The 15669-nt window shown below is 71.8% G+C and carries 16 protein-coding genes and 1 tRNA gene; 5 read left to right on the forward strand and 12 right to left on the reverse strand.

Annotated elements, in window-relative coordinates; translation table 11 throughout:
- Positions 1 to 46 precede the first annotated feature (46 nt).
- From ADK57_RS29410 to ADK57_RS29420, 3 genes are read right to left on the reverse strand one after another with little or no spacing between them, the layout of a single operon-like run.
- A complete protein-coding gene (locus tag ADK57_RS29410) occupies positions 47 to 2062 on the reverse strand; it encodes an FtsX-like permease family protein (RefSeq protein WP_053752643.1) in 2016 nt (671 codons plus the stop codon).
- Between the two features lie 32 nt (positions 2063 to 2094).
- Positions 2095 to 2778 carry an ABC transporter ATP-binding protein gene (locus ADK57_RS29415; RefSeq protein ID WP_053752644.1) on the reverse strand — a complete coding sequence of 228 codons (684 nt, stop codon included), beginning with the start codon at positions 2776 to 2778 and terminating at the stop codon, positions 2095 to 2097.
- Positions 2779 to 2797: 19 nt separating this feature from the next.
- Complete coding sequence (locus tag ADK57_RS29420) at positions 2798 to 3166, reverse strand: DUF4333 domain-containing protein (protein ID WP_053752645.1); 369 nt, start codon at positions 3164 to 3166, stop codon at positions 2798 to 2800.
- Positions 3167 to 3319: 153 nt separating this feature from the next.
- Here ADK57_RS29420 and ADK57_RS29425 point away from each other — a divergent pair, with 153 nt between their 5' ends.
- A complete protein-coding gene (locus ADK57_RS29425; protein WP_053752646.1) occupies positions 3320 to 4468 on the forward strand; it encodes a sensor histidine kinase in 1149 nt (382 codons plus the stop codon).
- 129 nt (positions 4469 to 4597) lie between these two features.
- Here the strand turns inward: ADK57_RS29425 and ADK57_RS29430 are convergent, their stop codons facing one another.
- The 3 genes from ADK57_RS29430 to ADK57_RS29440 form a co-directional block, all read right to left on the reverse strand.
- Positions 4598 to 5437: an SAM-dependent methyltransferase gene (locus ADK57_RS29430; protein ID WP_053752647.1), complete on the reverse strand. Its 840-nt coding sequence runs from the start codon at positions 5435 to 5437 to the stop codon at positions 4598 to 4600.
- A gap of 166 nt (positions 5438 to 5603) precedes the next feature.
- Positions 5604 to 5936, reverse strand: a complete 333-nt coding sequence (locus ADK57_RS29435; RefSeq protein ID WP_053752648.1) for a DUF3140 domain-containing protein — start codon at positions 5934 to 5936, stop codon at positions 5604 to 5606.
- A 36-nt stretch (positions 5937 to 5972) separates the two neighbouring features.
- Positions 5973 to 6455 carry a Dps family protein gene (locus tag ADK57_RS29440; RefSeq protein ID WP_053752649.1) on the reverse strand — a complete coding sequence of 161 codons (483 nt, stop codon included), beginning with the start codon at positions 6453 to 6455 and terminating at the stop codon, positions 5973 to 5975.
- A 223-nt stretch (positions 6456 to 6678) separates the two neighbouring features.
- Between ADK57_RS29440 and ADK57_RS29445 the strand changes: the two genes are divergently transcribed.
- Positions 6679 to 7866, forward strand: coding sequence for a thiolase family protein (locus tag ADK57_RS29445; protein WP_053752650.1), 1188 nt, complete (start codon positions 6679 to 6681; stop codon positions 7864 to 7866).
- A 178-nt stretch (positions 7867 to 8044) separates the two neighbouring features.
- The gene (locus tag ADK57_RS29450) at positions 8045 to 8818 is read left to right on the forward strand and encodes a sulfite exporter TauE/SafE family protein (RefSeq protein ID WP_053752651.1); all 774 of its coding nucleotides are present in this window, start codon (positions 8045 to 8047) and stop codon (positions 8816 to 8818) included.
- On the opposite strand, the gene ADK57_RS29455 is transcribed toward ADK57_RS29450, so the two are convergent.
- Both ADK57_RS29455 and ADK57_RS29460 read right to left on the reverse strand, forming a co-directional pair.
- Complete coding sequence (locus ADK57_RS29455) at positions 8798 to 9622, reverse strand: HAD-IIA family hydrolase (RefSeq protein ID WP_420711912.1); 825 nt, start codon at positions 9620 to 9622, stop codon at positions 8798 to 8800. The two genes, ADK57_RS29450 and ADK57_RS29455, sit on opposite strands and share 21 nt — an antisense overlap.
- Before the next feature lie 58 nt (positions 9623 to 9680).
- Positions 9681 to 12059: a DMT family transporter gene (locus tag ADK57_RS29460; protein ID WP_053752652.1), complete on the reverse strand. Its 2379-nt coding sequence runs from the start codon at positions 12057 to 12059 to the stop codon at positions 9681 to 9683.
- 363 nt (positions 12060 to 12422) lie between these two features.
- Between ADK57_RS29460 and ADK57_RS29465 the strand changes: the two genes are divergently transcribed.
- Positions 12423 to 13169 carry a cobalt-precorrin-6A reductase gene (locus ADK57_RS29465; RefSeq protein ID WP_053752653.1) on the forward strand — a complete coding sequence of 249 codons (747 nt, stop codon included), beginning with the start codon at positions 12423 to 12425 and terminating at the stop codon, positions 13167 to 13169.
- On the opposite strand, the gene ADK57_RS29470 is transcribed toward ADK57_RS29465, so the two are convergent.
- The 4 genes from ADK57_RS29470 to ADK57_RS29480 all read right to left on the reverse strand — a co-directional run bounded on the left by ADK57_RS29470 (position 13156) and on the right by ADK57_RS29480 (position 15407).
- Positions 13156 to 13659 carry a hypothetical protein gene (locus ADK57_RS29470; RefSeq protein ID WP_053752654.1) on the reverse strand — a complete coding sequence of 168 codons (504 nt, stop codon included), beginning with the start codon at positions 13657 to 13659 and terminating at the stop codon, positions 13156 to 13158. The two genes, ADK57_RS29465 and ADK57_RS29470, sit on opposite strands and share 14 nt — an antisense overlap.
- Before the next feature lie 48 nt (positions 13660 to 13707).
- Positions 13708 to 13878, reverse strand: a complete 171-nt coding sequence (locus ADK57_RS49305; RefSeq protein WP_234390456.1) for a hypothetical protein — start codon at positions 13876 to 13878, stop codon at positions 13708 to 13710.
- A gap of 136 nt (positions 13879 to 14014) precedes the next feature.
- Positions 14015 to 14788 carry a precorrin-6A synthase (deacetylating) gene (cobF, locus tag ADK57_RS29475; RefSeq protein WP_053752655.1) on the reverse strand — a complete coding sequence of 258 codons (774 nt, stop codon included), beginning with the start codon at positions 14786 to 14788 and terminating at the stop codon, positions 14015 to 14017.
- 91 nt (positions 14789 to 14879) lie between these two features.
- Entirely contained in the window at positions 14880 to 15407 is a 528-nt protein-coding gene (locus ADK57_RS29480; RefSeq protein ID WP_053752656.1) for a DUF309 domain-containing protein, read from the reverse strand.
- A gap of 126 nt (positions 15408 to 15533) precedes the next feature.
- Between ADK57_RS29480 and ADK57_RS29485 the strand changes: the two genes are divergently transcribed.
- A tRNA-Pro gene (locus ADK57_RS29485) sits at positions 15534 to 15607 on the forward strand.
- Positions 15608 to 15669: the final 62 nt, after the last annotated feature.

A 15669-nucleotide genomic window follows, 5' to 3' on the forward strand; every position in this document is an offset into this window, starting at 1 on the left:
GGGTGGGAGGGCCCCCGGCCGGTGCGGCGGGCCCTCCCGGCGCTCGTCAGTCCGCGGTCTGGGCCGGATCGGCCGTGACCTTCCGCAGCAGCGGTCTGCTGCCGGCGATGGCGGCGAACATCGCCAGCGCCCCGATGACCACGCAGGCCGCCAGCTGCAGGGCGCCGGTGGTGTTGATCGTGGCGCCGGCCATCTTGTTGAGCGTGTAGGAGCCGTAGACGCCCATCGCGGTGGTGCCGCCGGCCAGGACGACCAAGGGGAGGACCGTCTCGCGGACCCGGGACCGGTTCAGCACTCGCAGCGGGGTGCCGGCCAGCCGCAGCAGGCCGTAGACGCGCCGCCGGTCCAGGACGTTCGCCGCCGCGGTGAGGCCGGCCGAGGCGGTCGCCACGGCGAAGCTCAGGGCCAGGGTGGCGGTGCTGACGTCGGAGATGCGGTCCATGGCCGTGCGATCGTAGGCAGCCGCGTAGTCCTCGGTGTACGGGGGCGTGCCCGGTGCGAGGGACGCGAGGGCCGTGACGGCGGTGTCGATCCGCTCCGTACCGCCCGAGACGTGGGCGATCACCCCCGGGTTGCCGCCCAGCAGGTTGCCGTAGTCGTCGGCGCCACCGGTGCTGACGGTCGCGGTCACGCCCGCCCGGTCGAGCAGCGTACGGGCCTCGGTGGCGGCCTGCCGGGCGTCGGCGGCGCTCGGGGTGACCACGGCGACCTGGTCCCGGTAGTCCACGCCGTCCATGCCCAGCTGGCTGACGGAGAAGAACCCGGCCACGAACCCGGCGAGCACCAGGCCGCTGACGGTGCGCCAGGCACCGCGCGGGTCGTCACTGAGCCGCCGGGCGGCCAGCAGGGTCGCCGGCCGGCGGGCGAAGCGGCCCACGATCCGCCCCAGCCGGTCCACGACCCACGGGCCGAACAGCCAGAACGCGCCGTAGAACAGCCCCAGCAGGACGACGGCCTGCCGGGACGACACGCGGCCGCTGCTCGCGGACTGCCAGATGTAGAGCAGGGCCACCGCGAACAGGGCGAACCGGATCCAGCGGGTGCGGCGCGGGTTCGCCTGCTGGGCGACGCCCAGCGGGGCGGTCGCCACCTGGCGCAGCATCGAAACCGCGCTGACGGTGAGGAGCACGGTGACCCCGGCGACCACGGCGGCGAACCACGGCACACCCACCCACAGCTGATCGGTGTACCAGCCGCCGACGCCGTACGGGACCTCGGCCAGGACCGGCAGCAGCGCCACATACGCGAGCGCGCCCGCCAGGGCGCCCGCCGCGCCGACCACCGCCGCCTCGACGGCGGTCATGGTGAGGATCTGCCGGGGCGTGGCCCCCGCCAGGCGCAGCGCGGCCAGCCGCTGCTCACGCCGGGCCGCGCCGAGCCGCCCGGCCGCCGAGGACAGCACGACCACGGGCATCGCCAGCAGCACCGCCCCCAACAGCGCCGCCCCCCTGTCCGCGCCGGTGAGCAGGGGTTTCTTCGTTCCGGAGAATCCGGAGATCCCGGCACGCGCGGCCTGACCGTCGTCGAACCAGCTGGTTCCGCCCGCGGCCGCCTCGGACACCGCCGGGTCGCCAGGCGCCCGGCCCACCACGGCCACCAGCTCGTCGGGCGAGGCGAGACCGGCGGTGCCGATCGTGCCGTACGACGTCACCTTCGGGAGGCGGTCGGCCAGTTGGCTCGCGGGGAGCTTGTGCATCAGCTCGGCCAGGGCGGGGGAGACGTACACCTCGCCCTTCTTCGGGAAGGCGCCGAGGCCGGGCGGGGCGGGGGTGGTCCCGCGGCCGGGCAGTTCGGCCAGCGAGACGACGGTCACGGGCTCGTGGCGGACGTAGGTCGTGGCGAGCGCCTGGACGGCCGTGGCCTGCTTCGCCGGTACGGCGTCGGGTGTGCGCCATGTCGTGTGATCGGCGCGGCTGCCGGCGCCGACGGTGGCGGCGATCATCACCAGCATCACGAACGCGCCGACGGCGGCGGCCCCGGCCGCGAGCAGCTGGCTCTGCAGGCCGCGGCGGCCGGAGGACCGGGCCAGATGCCAGGTCAGGGGCAGGACGGGGGAACGCATCGGCATCTCCGGAGGTTCGTGGCGCGCGGGGCTCAGGCGGCCGTGTACTGGCTGTAGTTGCTGATCCGGCCGTCCCGGACCTGCAGGATGCGGTCGCAGTGTGCGGCGACATCCGCGTCGTGCGTGACCATGACCAGAGCGGCGCCCTGCTCGCGGGTGACCGAGGTCAGCAGCCGGACGACCTCCGTGCTGGTGGTCTGGTCCAGGGCGCCGGTCGGCTCGTCCGCGAAGACCACGTCCGGTTCGACGACCAGGGCGCGGGCGATCGCCACCCGCTGGGCCTGACCGCCGGACAGCTGGCCGGGCCGGCGCTGCTCCAGCCCGTCGAGGCCGAGCGGGGCGAACCAGCGGCGGGCCCGCTCGACGGCCTTTCCACGGGAGGTGCCCTCCAGCATCAGCGGCAGGGCCACGTTCTCCTCGGCGGGCAGTTCCGGCAGCAGCTGGCCAAACTGGAAGACGAACCCGAAGCGCCTCCGGCGCAGCGCGCTGAGCCGGTTCTCGCCCAGCTTGTCGATGCGCTCCCCGCGCAGCAGCACCTGGCCGCCGTCCGGGCGGACGATCCCGGCCAGGGTGTGCAGCAGGGTGGACTTGCCGGACCCCGACGGGCCCATGATCGCCAGCGAGTCGCGCTCGCCGACCGCGACGTCCACGCCGGACAGGGCGGTGGTGGAGCCGTACTTCTTCACGAGGCCGTGACCGGCCAGAACGGTGTTCATGATGTGGCGTGGCCCTTTTCTAGCGCTCGAACTTCCAGGTGACGGAATCGGCCGTGGCCTTGACCACGGTGACCGGGATGTCGACGTTCTTCCCGTCGCTCTTCGTGCCGGCGCAGGTGACGGTGGCCCCGGCGACGGCCTTGAGGCCGGTGGGGCAGGTGACGCGGGTGAGCTTCGCCCCGATCCAGGGGAGCGGGTGGTACATGCTCTCGGTGCGGCCCTCGACGATGTTGGCGGCCAGTGCCTTGTGTCCACCGACGGACACCGTGGTGGATTCGTCCAGCCCGGTGGTCGACTGGGTTCTGGACAGCAGATGGGTGCCGGCACCGAAGACGGCCGCGACGGTGACCGCACCGCCGACGGCACCGACGAGGAACTTGCGCTGCATCACGTACTCCTGATGGCTGGGGCGGAGGAATGTGGCTCCACCCTCGCCCGCGCGCCCGGGCGCGCGCCTCGGTCATAAGGCCAGGGTTCGGGCGGCGCCGCCTCGACCGTTCGGCCGATCCCGCGGCCGTCCGCGCCGCATACGGTGAGCAGCATGAAGTCCGTCTCTCTCCGGGGCCTGGCCCGGGGCTTCGGTGTCGGCGCCCTCGTCAGTGCGGCGGCCGTCGACCTGGCCTACGCCGCCGCCCTGGAAACCGGTCCCTGGCCGGTCGCGGCCGTGCTGCTCTTCGGCGCCGTCGCCGTGCTGTGGCCTGTCGACCGGCGCCCCGCCTGGCTCACCCCTCAGGTGCGCACCGCCGTGCCCGCCGGGGTGTCCGTCCTCTACACAGTGGTGTCGCTCAAGTACGCGGACGTCCCGTTCGGCCCGGGCGAGCTGACGATCCTGCTGTGCCTGCTGTTCATCGCGGTACGGCACTGTCCGCGCCGCTGGGTCGTGGCCTGCGGCGTGCTGGTCGGCGGTGCCGTCCTGGCGCTGCCGGTGCGGGCCCTGCGCTCCATACCGGACACCATGACGGGCTTCATGCTGATCGGGCTGGCCCTGATCGGCCTCACGGCCGGGTTCGCCGCCTATCTGCGCTCCATGGACTACCGCCGTACCGTGGCCGTCAGCGAGACCCGCCGCTCCGAACGCCTCGCCATCGCCGCCGACCTGCACGACTTCGTCGCCCACCATGTCACCGGGATCCTCGTCCAGACCCAGGTGGCCCGCATGATGGCCGACTCCCGGCAGGACGACCTCGACCCCGTGCTCGCCGGCATCGAGCGGGCCGCCACCCAGGCGCTGGCGTCCATGCGCCGCACGGTCGGCGTGCTGCGAGACACCGGCACCGAACCGGCCGACCGCCGCCCGGTGGGCGACCTCGCGGGCATCGCCGGCCTCACGGACGGTTTCGCCAGCCCCCACCAGAAGGTCACCCTGCTCCGCGACCCCACCGTCCGCGACGACCTCCCGCACGAGGTGCAGGCGGCGGCCTTCCGCGTCGTCCAGGAGGCCCTGACCAACGTACGACGCCACGCGGGCGACGCCACCCAGGTCACCGTCCGCCTGCGCCGCGACGGGGGCCGGCTGGAGGTGTCGGTCACGGACGACGGCCGCGGCGGCAGCCAACTCCCGGACGCCGCGCACGGCGGCGGCTTCGGCCTCGTCGGGCTGAAGGAGCGGGTGACGGCGTTGGGAGGCGACCTGCACGCGGGGCCGCGCTTCGGGCACGGCTGGGAGGTGCGGGCGGCGTTCCCGGTGTGATGGGGAGCAGCTGGCCCGGGTGAGCAGGGCGGGAGCCTGCCTGCTGTTCGACGGGCCGACCGCGAGGACGCCTCGCGGCGGAGGGGCCGACCTTCCTTTCCCGGTGGCTGCCGGGGCGAGGGGTTGGTGTCAGGGCTTGACGCCGACCGCTCCGTACAGCGACACCGGCCCTTCCCCGTCGGGCCTCTCGCCCGCCGCGGTGAGCTCCGGATGCCAGTCGACGACCGACACGATCCCCGGCTCCATCACCTCAAGGTCCTTGAAAAACCCGCTCATTTCAGCCTGCGACCGAGCCACCAACGTCACCCCGCCCGCCGCATAGGCGGCAATGCCGCGCCGTACGCTCTCCGGTTCGAAGTCCGCCGTCATCGCCGACAGCACCAGGCAGCTGCCCGGTGCGAGGGCCTCGACCAGGGTGTCCACCAGCTCGTACGCCCCGTCCTCGTCCGCGACGAAGTGCAGCAGCGCGATCAGGGACAGGGCGATGGGCCGGTCGAAGTCGAGGACGCGGCGGGCCTGTTCGAGGATGCCTCGCGGATCGCGCGCGTCCGCCTGGAGATACTCCGTCACGCCCTCGGGAGTGCCGCGCAGCAGGGCCTCCGCGTGGGCCAGGACGATCGGGTCGTTGTCGACGTAGACGACCCGGGCGTCCGCGGTGACGGACTGGGCGATCTGGTGGAGGTTGGGCTCGGTGGGTATCCCGGTGCCGATGTCGAGGAACTGGCGGATTCCCGCCTCCCTGGCGAGCCGGCCGGTGGCCCGCTGCATGAACCGGCGGTTGGCGCGCGCCGCTCGTGGGGCGCCCGTCTCGATCGCCATGATCTGCCGGCCGAGTTCCTCGTCGACCGGGTAGTTGTCCTTGCCGCCGAGGAACCAGTCGTAGACCCGCGCCGGATGGGGTCTGGTCGTGTCGATTCGCTTCGCGCCCGTCCGGTTCGTGTCGGTCCGCTGGACGGCCGGCTCGGTCACGCGGTGCTCCTCTGCTCGACAGGGCCCGCGGAATGCCCGCCAGGCTGTTCGAGCAGTCTGACACGATCATGCGGCGTGGCGGAGACGGTCTTCGGCCACCTGTTCGGCCGACGCCGCCCGACTCGACTCGGCGGCAGGTACGGCCGGTTCGGCCTTCCCGACCCGCTCACGGCCGGAGCGGGTCGTGGCCGATCGTCATCAGGCGCTGCCGACGGCGAGTCTGATCGGCCTCCGGCTCGTTCTCCACGTCCGCATCTTCGGCGACGGTGTCCACGACCTCGTACATCACGCTGAGGTCGTCGTCGGTGAGATCCGTGCGCCGCTTCTGCAGGATCGCGAGGACATGCTGCCCCGTGGGCGTGCCCGCGTGCTCCGGCAACGGCTCCGCGTTCTCGTCGGCGTCGCTGACCCGCAGCCACGCGGCCAGCTCCTGCGAGGTCATGTTCACCGCGCGGTGGAAGTCCTCCCACAGCGCGTCGAGTTCGAGGGCGTCGGTCATCAAGTGCCCCTTCGTACGTCTGGGTTCGGGCGCGGGTCAGCCGTCCTTCGGCCAGTTCTCCGCGTCGAACATCCAGCGCTGCTTCTCCAGCTCGGCGGTGACCGTGATGAGCAGGTCCTGGGTGACCGGGTCGGCCTTCTCGGTCGCCTCGATGCGCTCGCGCAGCCGTCCGATCGCCGCCTCCAGGGCCTCGACCATCACCTCGACGACGTCCGAGTCACGGACCCAGCCGTCCTTCGGGGCGGGCAGTGTGAAGGCCGACGCGATGGTCTCCGGCCGGCCGTCGGGGGGCAGGCCGAGCGCCGAGGAGCGTTCCGCGACGGTGTCGGCGAACTCGCGTGCGGCCGTGACCACTTCGTCGAGCTGGAAGTGGATCGAGCGGAAGCGCGGGCCCACCACGTTCCAGTGCGCCTGCTTACCGATCAGGGAGAGCCCGAGAAGGTCCACCAGCGTGCTCTGCAGTGCGTCCCCGGTGACCTGACGGGCGGGTTCGGGAATCGTGCTCTTCACGACAGTCATACGGTGCTTCTCCTTGCGGGTCGTTTTGGGTGGCGCGGAGCAGTGCGTCCTGCTTCGCCTCCTCGCGGCAACCACTCCATGGCGGCGCGGGTGCCCAGGGCGAACCGGTGCAAACGCCTCGCCGGGGATCTTCCCCGGGAGTCACCGGCGGGGATATAGTCAAAAACTAGCAGTGCTAATTAACTGTCCCCGATGCCGACCGATGTCGGCCAGGAGTCCTGTCGTGCGTCCCGTCCACTTCGCGGCCGCCCGCCGCACCCCCATCGGCAGACTGCGCGGCGCCCTGTCCGCCGTACGCCCCGACGACCTCGCGGCGACCGTGATCCGCGCACTCGTCGCCGACGTCCCCGCACTCGACCCGGCGCGCATCGACGACGTCTACTGGGGCGCCGCCAACCAGGCTGGCGAGGACAACCGCAACGTCGCCCGGATGGCCGCGCTGCTCGCAGGCCTGCCCGAGACCGTGCCCGGCGCCACGGTCAACCGGCTGTGCGCCTCCGGCCTCGAAGCCGTCACCGCCGCCGCCCGCACCATCGCCGCGGGCGAGGCCGACATCGTGCTCGCCGGCGGCTCCGAGTCGATGAGCCGCGCCCCCTTCGTGCTGCCGCGCCCCGACGAGGCCCTGCCGCACCGGATCGAGACCGTCGACACCCGGCTCGGCTGGCGTCTGGTCAACCCGGCGATGAAGGAACTCCACGGCCTGCTCGCCATGGGCGAGACCGCGGAGGAGGTCGCCGAACGGTACGGAGTGACCCGTGAGCGGCAGGACGCGTTCGCGCTGCGCAGCCACCGGCTGGCCGCGGACGCCCGCAAGAACGGCCACTTCCACGACGAACTCCTGCCGGTGGAGCGCCCCGACGGCGTCGTCGTCGACAGCGACGAGTGCATCCGCGAGGACACCTCGCCGGACAAACTGGCGCGGCTCAAGCCCGTCTTCCGGGAGGGCGGCACGGTCACCGCGGGCAACGCCTCGCCGATGAACGACGGTGCCGCCGGACTGCTCCTGGTCGGCGAGGAGGCCCTGAACGAACTCGGCCTGGAGTCGCTCGGCCGCTACGTCGCCGGCGCCTCGGCCGGTGTCCACCCCGACGTGATGGGCATCGGCCCGGTCCCCGCCACCCGCAAGGCGCTGGCCCGCGCCGACTGGAGCGTCGGCGACCTGGAGGAGGCCGAGTTCAACGAGGCGTTCGCCGCGCAGGCCCTCGCCTGCGTGGACCAGCTCGGCATCGACCCGGACCTGGTCAACCCGAGCGGCGGCGCGATCGCCCTCGGCCACCCGCTGGGCTGCTCGGGCGCCCGCATCCTGACGACGCTGCTGCACCGGATGCGGCGGACGGGGGCGGGGCGGGGTCTGGCGACGATGTGCGTGGGCGTGGGGCAGGGGAGCGCGGTCCTGGTGGAGCGGCACTAGGTGCGCCGGCCGGACAGTCCGCTGACGCTGATCGGACAGTCCGGTGACGCTGTCCTGCCGGTCCGGTGACGCGGGGCCCCGGCGGAGCCGGCTCCCGGAGACGTCCGCGCCGACACCGGCCACCTGGCGAGACGCTCCTTACGCGCCCCGGTTGCCTGCACATAGCATCGGTCTTCGCATGAACACGATGACCCTCTGGCACATCACCGGCTGGGAGTTCGCCGCCCTCGCCTTCGCCGCCCTGCTCGTCGGCTTCTCGAAGACCGCCGTGAGCGGGGCCAACACGGTCAGCCTCGCGATCTTCGCCGCCGTCCTGCCCGCCCGCGCCTCCACCGGCGTGCTGCTGCCGGTCCTGATCGCCGGGGACGTGCTCGCCGTGCTCACCTACCGGCGGCACGCCCACTGGCCCACGCTGTGGCGACTGTTCCCGGCGGTCGCGGTCGGCGTGGTCGCCGGCACGCTGTTCCTGGTGTGGGCGGACGACGGGATCGTACGCACGTCGATCGGGGCGATCCTGCTGCTGATGGCCGGGGTGACGGTGTGGCGCCGCCGCACGGCCGACGCCGAGGAGGAACCCGACTCGGTCACCACCCGATCGGGCCGCGTCAAGGCCCGTTCGTACGGCGTCCTCGGCGGCTTCACCACCATGGTCGCCAACGCGGGCGGCCCGGTGATGTCGATGTATCTGCTCTCCGCCGGCTTCCGCAAGCTCGGCTTCCTCGGTACCTCCGCCTTCTTCTTCCTGATCGTCAACGTGTCGAAGGTGCCCTTCAGCGCCGGGCTCGGCCTGATCGACGGCCATTCGCTGCTTCTCGACGCGGCGCTCGTCGCGTTCGTCGTGCCCGGCGCGTTCATCGGCAAATGGGCTGTGAACAGGATCAACCAGCGACTGTTCGAGCAACTGGTGATCGGGGCGACGGTTCTGGGCGGCCTACAGCTCCTGCTGCGCTAGCCCCAGCAGGGCGGGCAGGTCCGCGAAGGACTCGATCACGTGATCGGGCGTGCCGCTCGCCGCCTCATGGGTCTCCGGCAGGTACTTGCCGGTCTTCACCAGCACCCCGGTGACACCGGCGCGTTGCGCCGCGAGTACGTCGGACTCGATGTCGTCCCCGATCATCACCGCGTCCCGCGCACCGACCCCGAGGTGCGCCAGCGCCGCCGCGAAGAAGGCCTCCGACGGCTTGCCCGTGACCTCGGCCTCGACCCGCGCGGCCTGCTCCAGCCCGACCAGGAAGGCACCGGAGTCGAGCCGCAGCCCGGCGTCGGTGCGCCAGTACAGATTGCGGTGCATCGCCACCAGCCGGGCACCGCGCTGCAGATGGCCGAAGGCCCGGTCGAGCGCCGCGTAGTCGAACTCGGGACCGGCCCCGCCGACGACCACGACATCCGCAACGGCGTCGGTGTCGTCCGTGTCGAGCACCGTGACACCTTCCAGGTCCTCTCGGATGTCACCGCTGTTCAGCAGGGCACACCGCGCACCGGGCCGGTGCTCGGCGAGATACGCGGCCGTGACGGCCGGCGCGGTCAGGATGTCCCCGGCGGTCACCGGAAATCCCGCGTCCGCCAGCGCCGCGGCGATCGAGGCCCGCGTCCGGGACGTCGTGTTGGTCACCAGAGCCACCGGGAGACCGGCCTGCCGGATCTCCCGCAACGCCTCGACCGCCCCCGGCAGCGGCCGCCACGAGACGGTGAGGACCCCGTCGATGTCGATCAGGACGGCACGCACCGGGCCCAGGACGGGACGTTCTGACTCCATGACGGGACCATAGCGTTCCGGAGGCCGACCTCCGGTCGTCGGCGCCGCGCGTACCGCCTCACGGAGTGCCGGACGGAGTGCCGGACGGGGGAGTGGACGGCGTGGTGACGGGCGTGGGGCTCGCCGGTGGGGTGGCGGGCGCCGCGGGTGTCTCGGGACCGGACTGCAGCATGGCGACCGTCGCCGCGCCCGCGAGTGCCGTCGCGACGGTGGTCGCCACGGCCACGATCACCGTGATGGCGGGCGCGGTGACGGTCGACAGCCTGCGCAGGTCGCGCAGCCCGTTCCACGGCATTCCGGCCAGCCGGGCCAGACGTATTTCCCAGGACAGGCCCAAGCCGTAACAGAAGACGACCACCGCGCCGGTCCGCAGCAGCAGCACCGTGATGGCGTCGCGGGTCGTGTAGGGAGTGGAGAGCGGTATGAGTATCAGTTCGGGAAGGAGGATCGCGAGGAAGAAGAACGTCGACTTCACGACCGGAAGGTGGCCGGGGAGCCGCGTGTAGAAATAGCCGTAGAACGCGCCGTAGACCACCCAGCGGAGCATGTGCAGGACGACCGTCAGGAGTTGGGCCAGCGACATCTCGGGAAAGAGCCATTCCCAGGAACGCAGATCCATGATGACGACCGGTATCGCGAAGACCAGGCCCAGGATGCCGACGTCGAGGGCGTTTCGCAGCGGGGTGCGGGCCGCGCTGCTGGAAAGTGCCGGACTGGTGAAGGTGGGGCGCCGCTTTCTGCTGGGCATCGCTCGCTCGGCGAGCTCGTTCCACTTCTGCTCGAACTCCGCCGCTTCCGTTTCCGCGGCCCCGAGAGAACCGGACGCCGATTTGTGGTACCGCGTCCAGGCCTGCCGGTAGACGCGGTTGCGGGCTTCCAGGCGCATCAGACGGACGTAGGCCCCCGGGGAGATGCGGGAGAGGCGGAAAGCGGCGTCGGCCTTGGCCTGTGGCAGCAGGAGCCAGAATGCGAGCACACCGATCACGCAGGCGATCACATCACTCGCCATGAACGAAAAACCGGCGAGCAGCGGACTGATCGACAAGCCGACGAGAAGTACGCCGGCGACCCGGGTGGCATCGTCCCGGACCGCCTCCGACCCGCCACCCCGGCGGAAGAGGAGGTGAATCGTCATGACCGTCGCGGTCAGGGCCGCCAGCCCCATCAGGCCGTAGGCGGTGGTCAGGGCGTCGATCCGCGCTCTGAAAGGCGCGTCGTCGCCGGTCCAGGAGAGGTACTTCTTCAAGGGCACCAGGCACAGCGCGGCGGTGAGGGCGCAGGCGACCAGCGCGCTCGTCGGCGGGCCGGTCAGGCGTCGGGCGGTGTACGACAGTGCGGCGGCCCACACCAGCGAGCAGCCGATCGCGAGTGTGAAGGTCAGGGTGTCCGGCACCGCGCCCGACATCAGCGACGCGGTCCACAGCCCGGTGAAGAGCAGCACCCCGAAAGCCGCACCGATACGCCATCCCTGCCCGACCAACTGGGTCAGCAGACAGGGGCCGACGACTGTTCCGGCGGCGGCGACGGCGAGCGTGAAACTGCTCGCCCCGGTATCACCGAAGCGGAAGAACACGGCCGCCACGGCGCCGGGCAGGGCGGCGAAGGGCGCCGCCGTGACCTGCTTCAGCCGGCGAGAGGGCGGCACCCGGCCCGCGGGGCCCGGTCGGCGATGGACGGCGATGACCAGCAGGGCGGGCAGCAACAGGCTCCACCAGGCGAAGGACACGCTGGTGAGGTAGGCACCGGGCGTGCTCTCGTACCCCGAGAACGAATAGTCCGACGTGGCGAGGACATAGCCGGTCGCCCCGCTGGTCAGCGTCACCGCGTACGCGACGAACCGGCGTGCGGGAGAGATCCAGTACCGCGAGGCCAGGAATCCCAGACCAACGGCGGCGAGGACCAGGACCAGCACATTGCGGTGGGAACCTCCCTCTCCCGAGTCCGCGGCCATGGCGATTCCGCTGTCGAGGGTGCCGTCGCGGTCCAGGTAGATGTGGAACGCCGTGCCGGAATCGCGGGTTCGGGCTTTGATGGTGTGCGCGTCCTGGGCGGACGGTTCCAGCACGGATACCCCGGTGAACGAACAGCCCTTCGAGGAAAAGGCGAAGCTTCTTTCCCCGACCGGCGGGGCGTACTGCTCGCTCCCGTCGTACGAACACGACACATAGAGGTGGGAGGTACCGGCCAGGTCGAGTGTGGTGGTCGGCAACGGAAAGGTCGCCACGAGCTGTTTCGCGCGCTCGTCGGTGGTGGTGCGCGGCGCCCGGGGATAGACCCAGCCGGATCCCTCGGCGTACAGGGAACAGCCCATTGCCGTTTCGAAGTTGTTGATGTCGTTGGTGACTGTTCCCTCGCGTACCAGCGCGGCCAGGGGATCCGCCTTGGCCATACGGAAGACCTCCTCACCGGTGACGGTGAGTTCCCCGCTCTCCTTCATGGTGATGTCCAGTGAAAAAGACGAGGTACGGTCGCTTCGCCCTTGGGAATGGGACAACCAGTACGTGACGCCCTCCGGTATCCCCTCGACGGGGGCGTACTCGGCCTCGACGGTCTCGGTGGTCCCATGGATGTCGGGCAGGGCAGCCCAACTGGAAGCGGCGATGACGACTGCCGAGAGTAATGCGCCAACTGTTCGGAATGGATGTGTGCGAATCCAGGAAAGTCCCCCCACCGGATCAGTGTAGGGGTGGGTCTGACAGGGCGTACAGATATGTGAAGCCGTTGACTGGCGCGTCCCGTCGGCCTGGGCGCCTGCTCCCTGGTGCCCGCTCCAGGCCCACGACCTCGTAGGCTCGGCGCCATGTTCTCGCACGTCCTCATCCTCGGTGGCACCGCCGAGGCCCGGAAGCTGGCCGCCGTGCTCGCGGCCCGCCGCGGTCTCCGGGTCACCACCTCGCTCGCCGGGCGCGTGACCCGGCCGGGGGCGATCGCGGGGGACGTACGGATCGGGGGCTTCGGCGGAGCGGAGGGGCTCGCCGACTGGCTGCGCGAGCAGCGCGTGGACGCGCTCGTCGACGCCACGCACCCCTTCGCCGCCGACATCACCGCGAACGCGGCGGCGGCCGCGGCGGCGACGGAGGTTCCGGCGGTGGTGCTGCACCGCCCGGCCTGGCGGCCCGGCCCGCAGGACCGCTGGCACACGGTCTCGTCGCTGGACACGGCCGCGGCCCTGCTGCCGCGGCTCGGCCGACGGGTGTTCCTGACCACCGGGCGCCTGGGCCTCGCCGCCTTCGCGCATCTGACGGACCTGCACTTCGTCGTACGGTCCGTGGAACTGCCGGAGCCGCCGATGCCGCCGCACACCGAAGTCCTCCTGGCCCGTGGGCCGTTCACCGTCACCGACGAGTCCGCGCTGCTGACCGACCACTGCATCGACGTACTGGTGACCAAGGACAGCGGGGGAGAGGCGACGGCGGCCAAACTGACGGCCGCGCGCGAACTGGCGTTGCCCGTCGTGGTCGTGGGCCGCCCGCCACTGCCTCACGGCGTGACCACGGTCCCCGATGTGGCGGCGGTCCTGGCCTGGCTCGGCCTCAGCCCGCGGTGACGACAAGGGCGCGAAGGCGTTCGATGGCGCTCAGTACCTCGTCGCGGTTCTTGGCGCTCTTGACCCAGGCGGGCAGGCGGGCGACGTAGGTCATCTTCTGCCCCGTGTCGTACCAGGGGGCTCGCTCGCGCAGGGAGGCGCCGACGAACTGCCTGAGCAGCTCCAGCTGTTCGAGGCTGTACGCCCACAGCCCGCCGTGCCGGGTCTCGACCTGCAGCCAGAGCGGAAGGCGGAAGTAGGGGTCGCGGGCCTGCATGTGGGAGCCGCCGGAGAACTCGATCGACCGGCCCTGCCAGGTCCGGGACAGCCCGCAGGCGCGGCAGACGAGCCGACGGGGTGCGAACAGCCGTGCGGACGGGCCCTGTTCGGCCGTCCGTTGCACCTCCACATGGGCGATCCGCGTACAGCGCGGGCATCGCACCAGCACCGAGTCGGTGAAGTCGTACTTGGTGCTGCGCGGATCACGGAAGCGGGTCGGTGCCGGAGACATGCCCGCGAGTATGGCAACCGCCCTCCCGCGCGGCACCCCCCTTTTTTTTCAGCGGGCCGTGCTCGAGGCCAACTCCGCCGGCTGCTGCTGCGGCACCCCGTCGCTGAGGTCCTCCAGCCACATGGTCCAGGCCGCACCGAGGACCCGCGCCTCGCGGGCGCCCGCCTCGGTGCGGGACAGGAGGGAGCCGTCGCGGGTCAGATGGCCCTCGTCGACCATGCGGTCGAAGACGGACAGCAGGACCTCCGACGCCAGTCGAGGAAACCGCGCCTCCCGGCGACTGTCACGAGGTCACGATCACCCTCGTACGCCGTCCGCCCATGCCGGAGCGGTCTGACCGGGCGCCTCCGGAGACCTACCGCTCCTTCGGGTTACGGCGCAGCAGATACGTGTCCATGATCCAGCCCTTGCGCTCGCGGGCCTCCGCGCGCAGCCGCTCGATACGGGGTGCGGCCTCCGCGATCGGACCGGCGGCGAGGATCTCGTCCGGTGTGCCTATGTAGGCACCCCAGTAGATGTCGATGTCCTGGTCCGCGAACTGCCGGAACGCCTGGTGGGCGTCGAGCATCACCACCACGTCGTCCACGCCCTCGGGAAAGCCCTCGGCGAGCCGCCGGCCGGTGGTGATCTGGACGGGGCGGGCAACACGGTTCAGGCCCGTCCGGTGCCGCGCGACGAGCGCCGAGACACTGCTGATGCCCGGCACGACGTCGTACTCGAAAGCCACCGCGCCCCGCTCGAGGATCTCGTCCAGGATCCCGATCGTGCTGTCGTACAGCGCGGGATCCCCCCACACCAGGAACGCGCCGCTCTCGTCCTCGCCCAACTCCTCGGTGATCAGGCGCGCGTAGATCTCCGCGCGGGCACTGCGCCAGTCACCGACGGCGGGGGAGTACGCGGCCCCGCCGGCCGCCCGGTCGCGCTCCGGATCGCGCGCCTCGACGACGCGGTACGTGCCCTGCGGTATGTGCGCGTCGAGCATGTCCCGGCGCAGCTGCACGAGGTCGGACTTCACCTCGCCCTTGTCCAGGACGAAGAAGACGTCCGTGCTCCGCAGCGCCCTGACCGCCTGCAGGGTCAGCTGGTCGGGGTCGCCCGCGCCGATACCGATGACATGAATCTTTCGCACGCCCCGAGTCTGCCGCACGCCACTGACACCGCGTACACCGCGTCCACAGCCCCGCCGCCGGAAGCCCCCTTCCCCCGCCGCCGGCCCGTCGCTAGAAGGCCCTTTCGCCCCGCAGCCGCGGCGCCCGCGCCCGCGCGTCGATGGTCCTCTCGTCCCGCTCCACGCTCTTTGCCAGCTGCCGCGCCCACCCCACGACCCCCGGCAGATCCATTCCGTACGGCCGCTCCCGCCCCGCCGCCGACGCCCACTCCTCCACGGCCCCGGCGCCGCGCCGCAGCAGCCGGGCGCCGCCCGTGACATTGCCCCGGGCCGCATGCGTGAGCCCCACGGCGAGCTGCGCCAGGCCGCGCCACAGGCCGCGTTCCTCCTCGGGACCCGACTTCCAGGCGTCCTCGAACACCTCGTGCGCATGGAACGGCTTCCCCGCGTCCAGCAGCGCCTGCGCCTCGGCGACGCTCTCGTCCGGGCTGCGGACGACACCCTCCGGCTGCCGCTCCACACCGTCCGCGCCGTACGGCAGCGGCCGCCCGAGCCCGTCCCGGGGCCGCGCGTTGCGCGCCCGCCCCTCGTCGTCCCGGTCCCGCGCGTCGGCCTGTCGTCCTGAGGATGCACTGCCCATACGCCGATTGTCCCGCGCCCGGCCCGCGCACCGTCCCTCAGCCCGCCCTCCCCGCCTTCGGCGAGGCCTGCGACGTGGGGTAAAGTGCTCTTCGCGCGATCACGCGGGTCACCGCGGGCAGCGCACCGGGACGTGGCGCAGCTTGGTAGCGCACTTGACTGGGGGTCAAGGGGTCGCAGGTTCAAATCCTGTCGTCCCGACTTGCGAAGTAGCAGGTCGGAGGTCATTTCCGGTTGACCGGAAGTGGCCTCTTCGTCGTTCT

Origin of the sequence: Streptomyces sp. MMG1533 (assembly GCF_001279775.1) — a bacterium.
Lineage (GTDB): Bacteria > Actinomycetota > Actinomycetes > Streptomycetales > Streptomycetaceae > Streptomyces.

Bases quoted from the DNA above. Each gene is read 5' to 3' on its own strand.
- ADK57_RS29470 (WP_053752654.1), bottom strand. From the start codon at position 13,659: ATGTCTCCGGCACCGACCCGCTTCCGTGATCCGCGCAGCACCAAGTAC.
- ADK57_RS29410 (WP_053752643.1), bottom strand. From the start codon at position 2,062: ATGCGTTCCCCCGTCCTGCCCCTGACCTGGCATCTGGCCCGGTCCTCC.
- ADK57_RS29480 (WP_053752656.1), bottom strand. From the start codon at position 15,407: ATGGGCAGTGCATCCTCAGGACGACAGGCCGACGCGCGGGACCGGGAC.
- ADK57_RS29415 (WP_053752644.1), bottom strand. From the start codon at position 2,778: ATGAACACCGTTCTGGCCGGTCACGGCCTCGTGAAGAAGTACGGCTCC.
- ADK57_RS29455 (WP_420711912.1), bottom strand. From the start codon at position 9,622: ATGGAGTCAGAACGTCCCGTCCTGGGCCCGGTGCGTGCCGTCCTGATC.
- ADK57_RS29460 (WP_053752652.1), bottom strand. From the start codon at position 12,059: ATGAAGGAGAGCGGGGAACTCACCGTCACCGGTGAGGAGGTCTTCCGT.
- ADK57_RS29440 (WP_053752649.1), bottom strand. From the start codon at position 6,455: ATGACTGTCGTGAAGAGCACGATTCCCGAACCCGCCCGTCAGGTCACC.
- ADK57_RS29420 (WP_053752645.1), bottom strand. From the start codon at position 3,166: ATGCAGCGCAAGTTCCTCGTCGGTGCCGTCGGCGGTGCGGTCACCGTC.
- ADK57_RS29465 (WP_053752653.1), top strand. From the start codon at position 12,423: ATGTTCTCGCACGTCCTCATCCTCGGTGGCACCGCCGAGGCCCGGAAG.
- ADK57_RS29435 (WP_053752648.1), bottom strand. From the start codon at position 5,936: ATGACCGACGCCCTCGAACTCGACGCGCTGTGGGAGGACTTCCACCGC.
- ADK57_RS29450 (WP_053752651.1), top strand. From the start codon at position 8,045: ATGAACACGATGACCCTCTGGCACATCACCGGCTGGGAGTTCGCCGCC.
- ADK57_RS29425 (WP_053752646.1), top strand. From the start codon at position 3,320: ATGAAGTCCGTCTCTCTCCGGGGCCTGGCCCGGGGCTTCGGTGTCGGC.
- ADK57_RS49305 (WP_234390456.1), bottom strand. From the start codon at position 13,878: ATGGTCGACGAGGGCCATCTGACCCGCGACGGCTCCCTCCTGTCCCGC.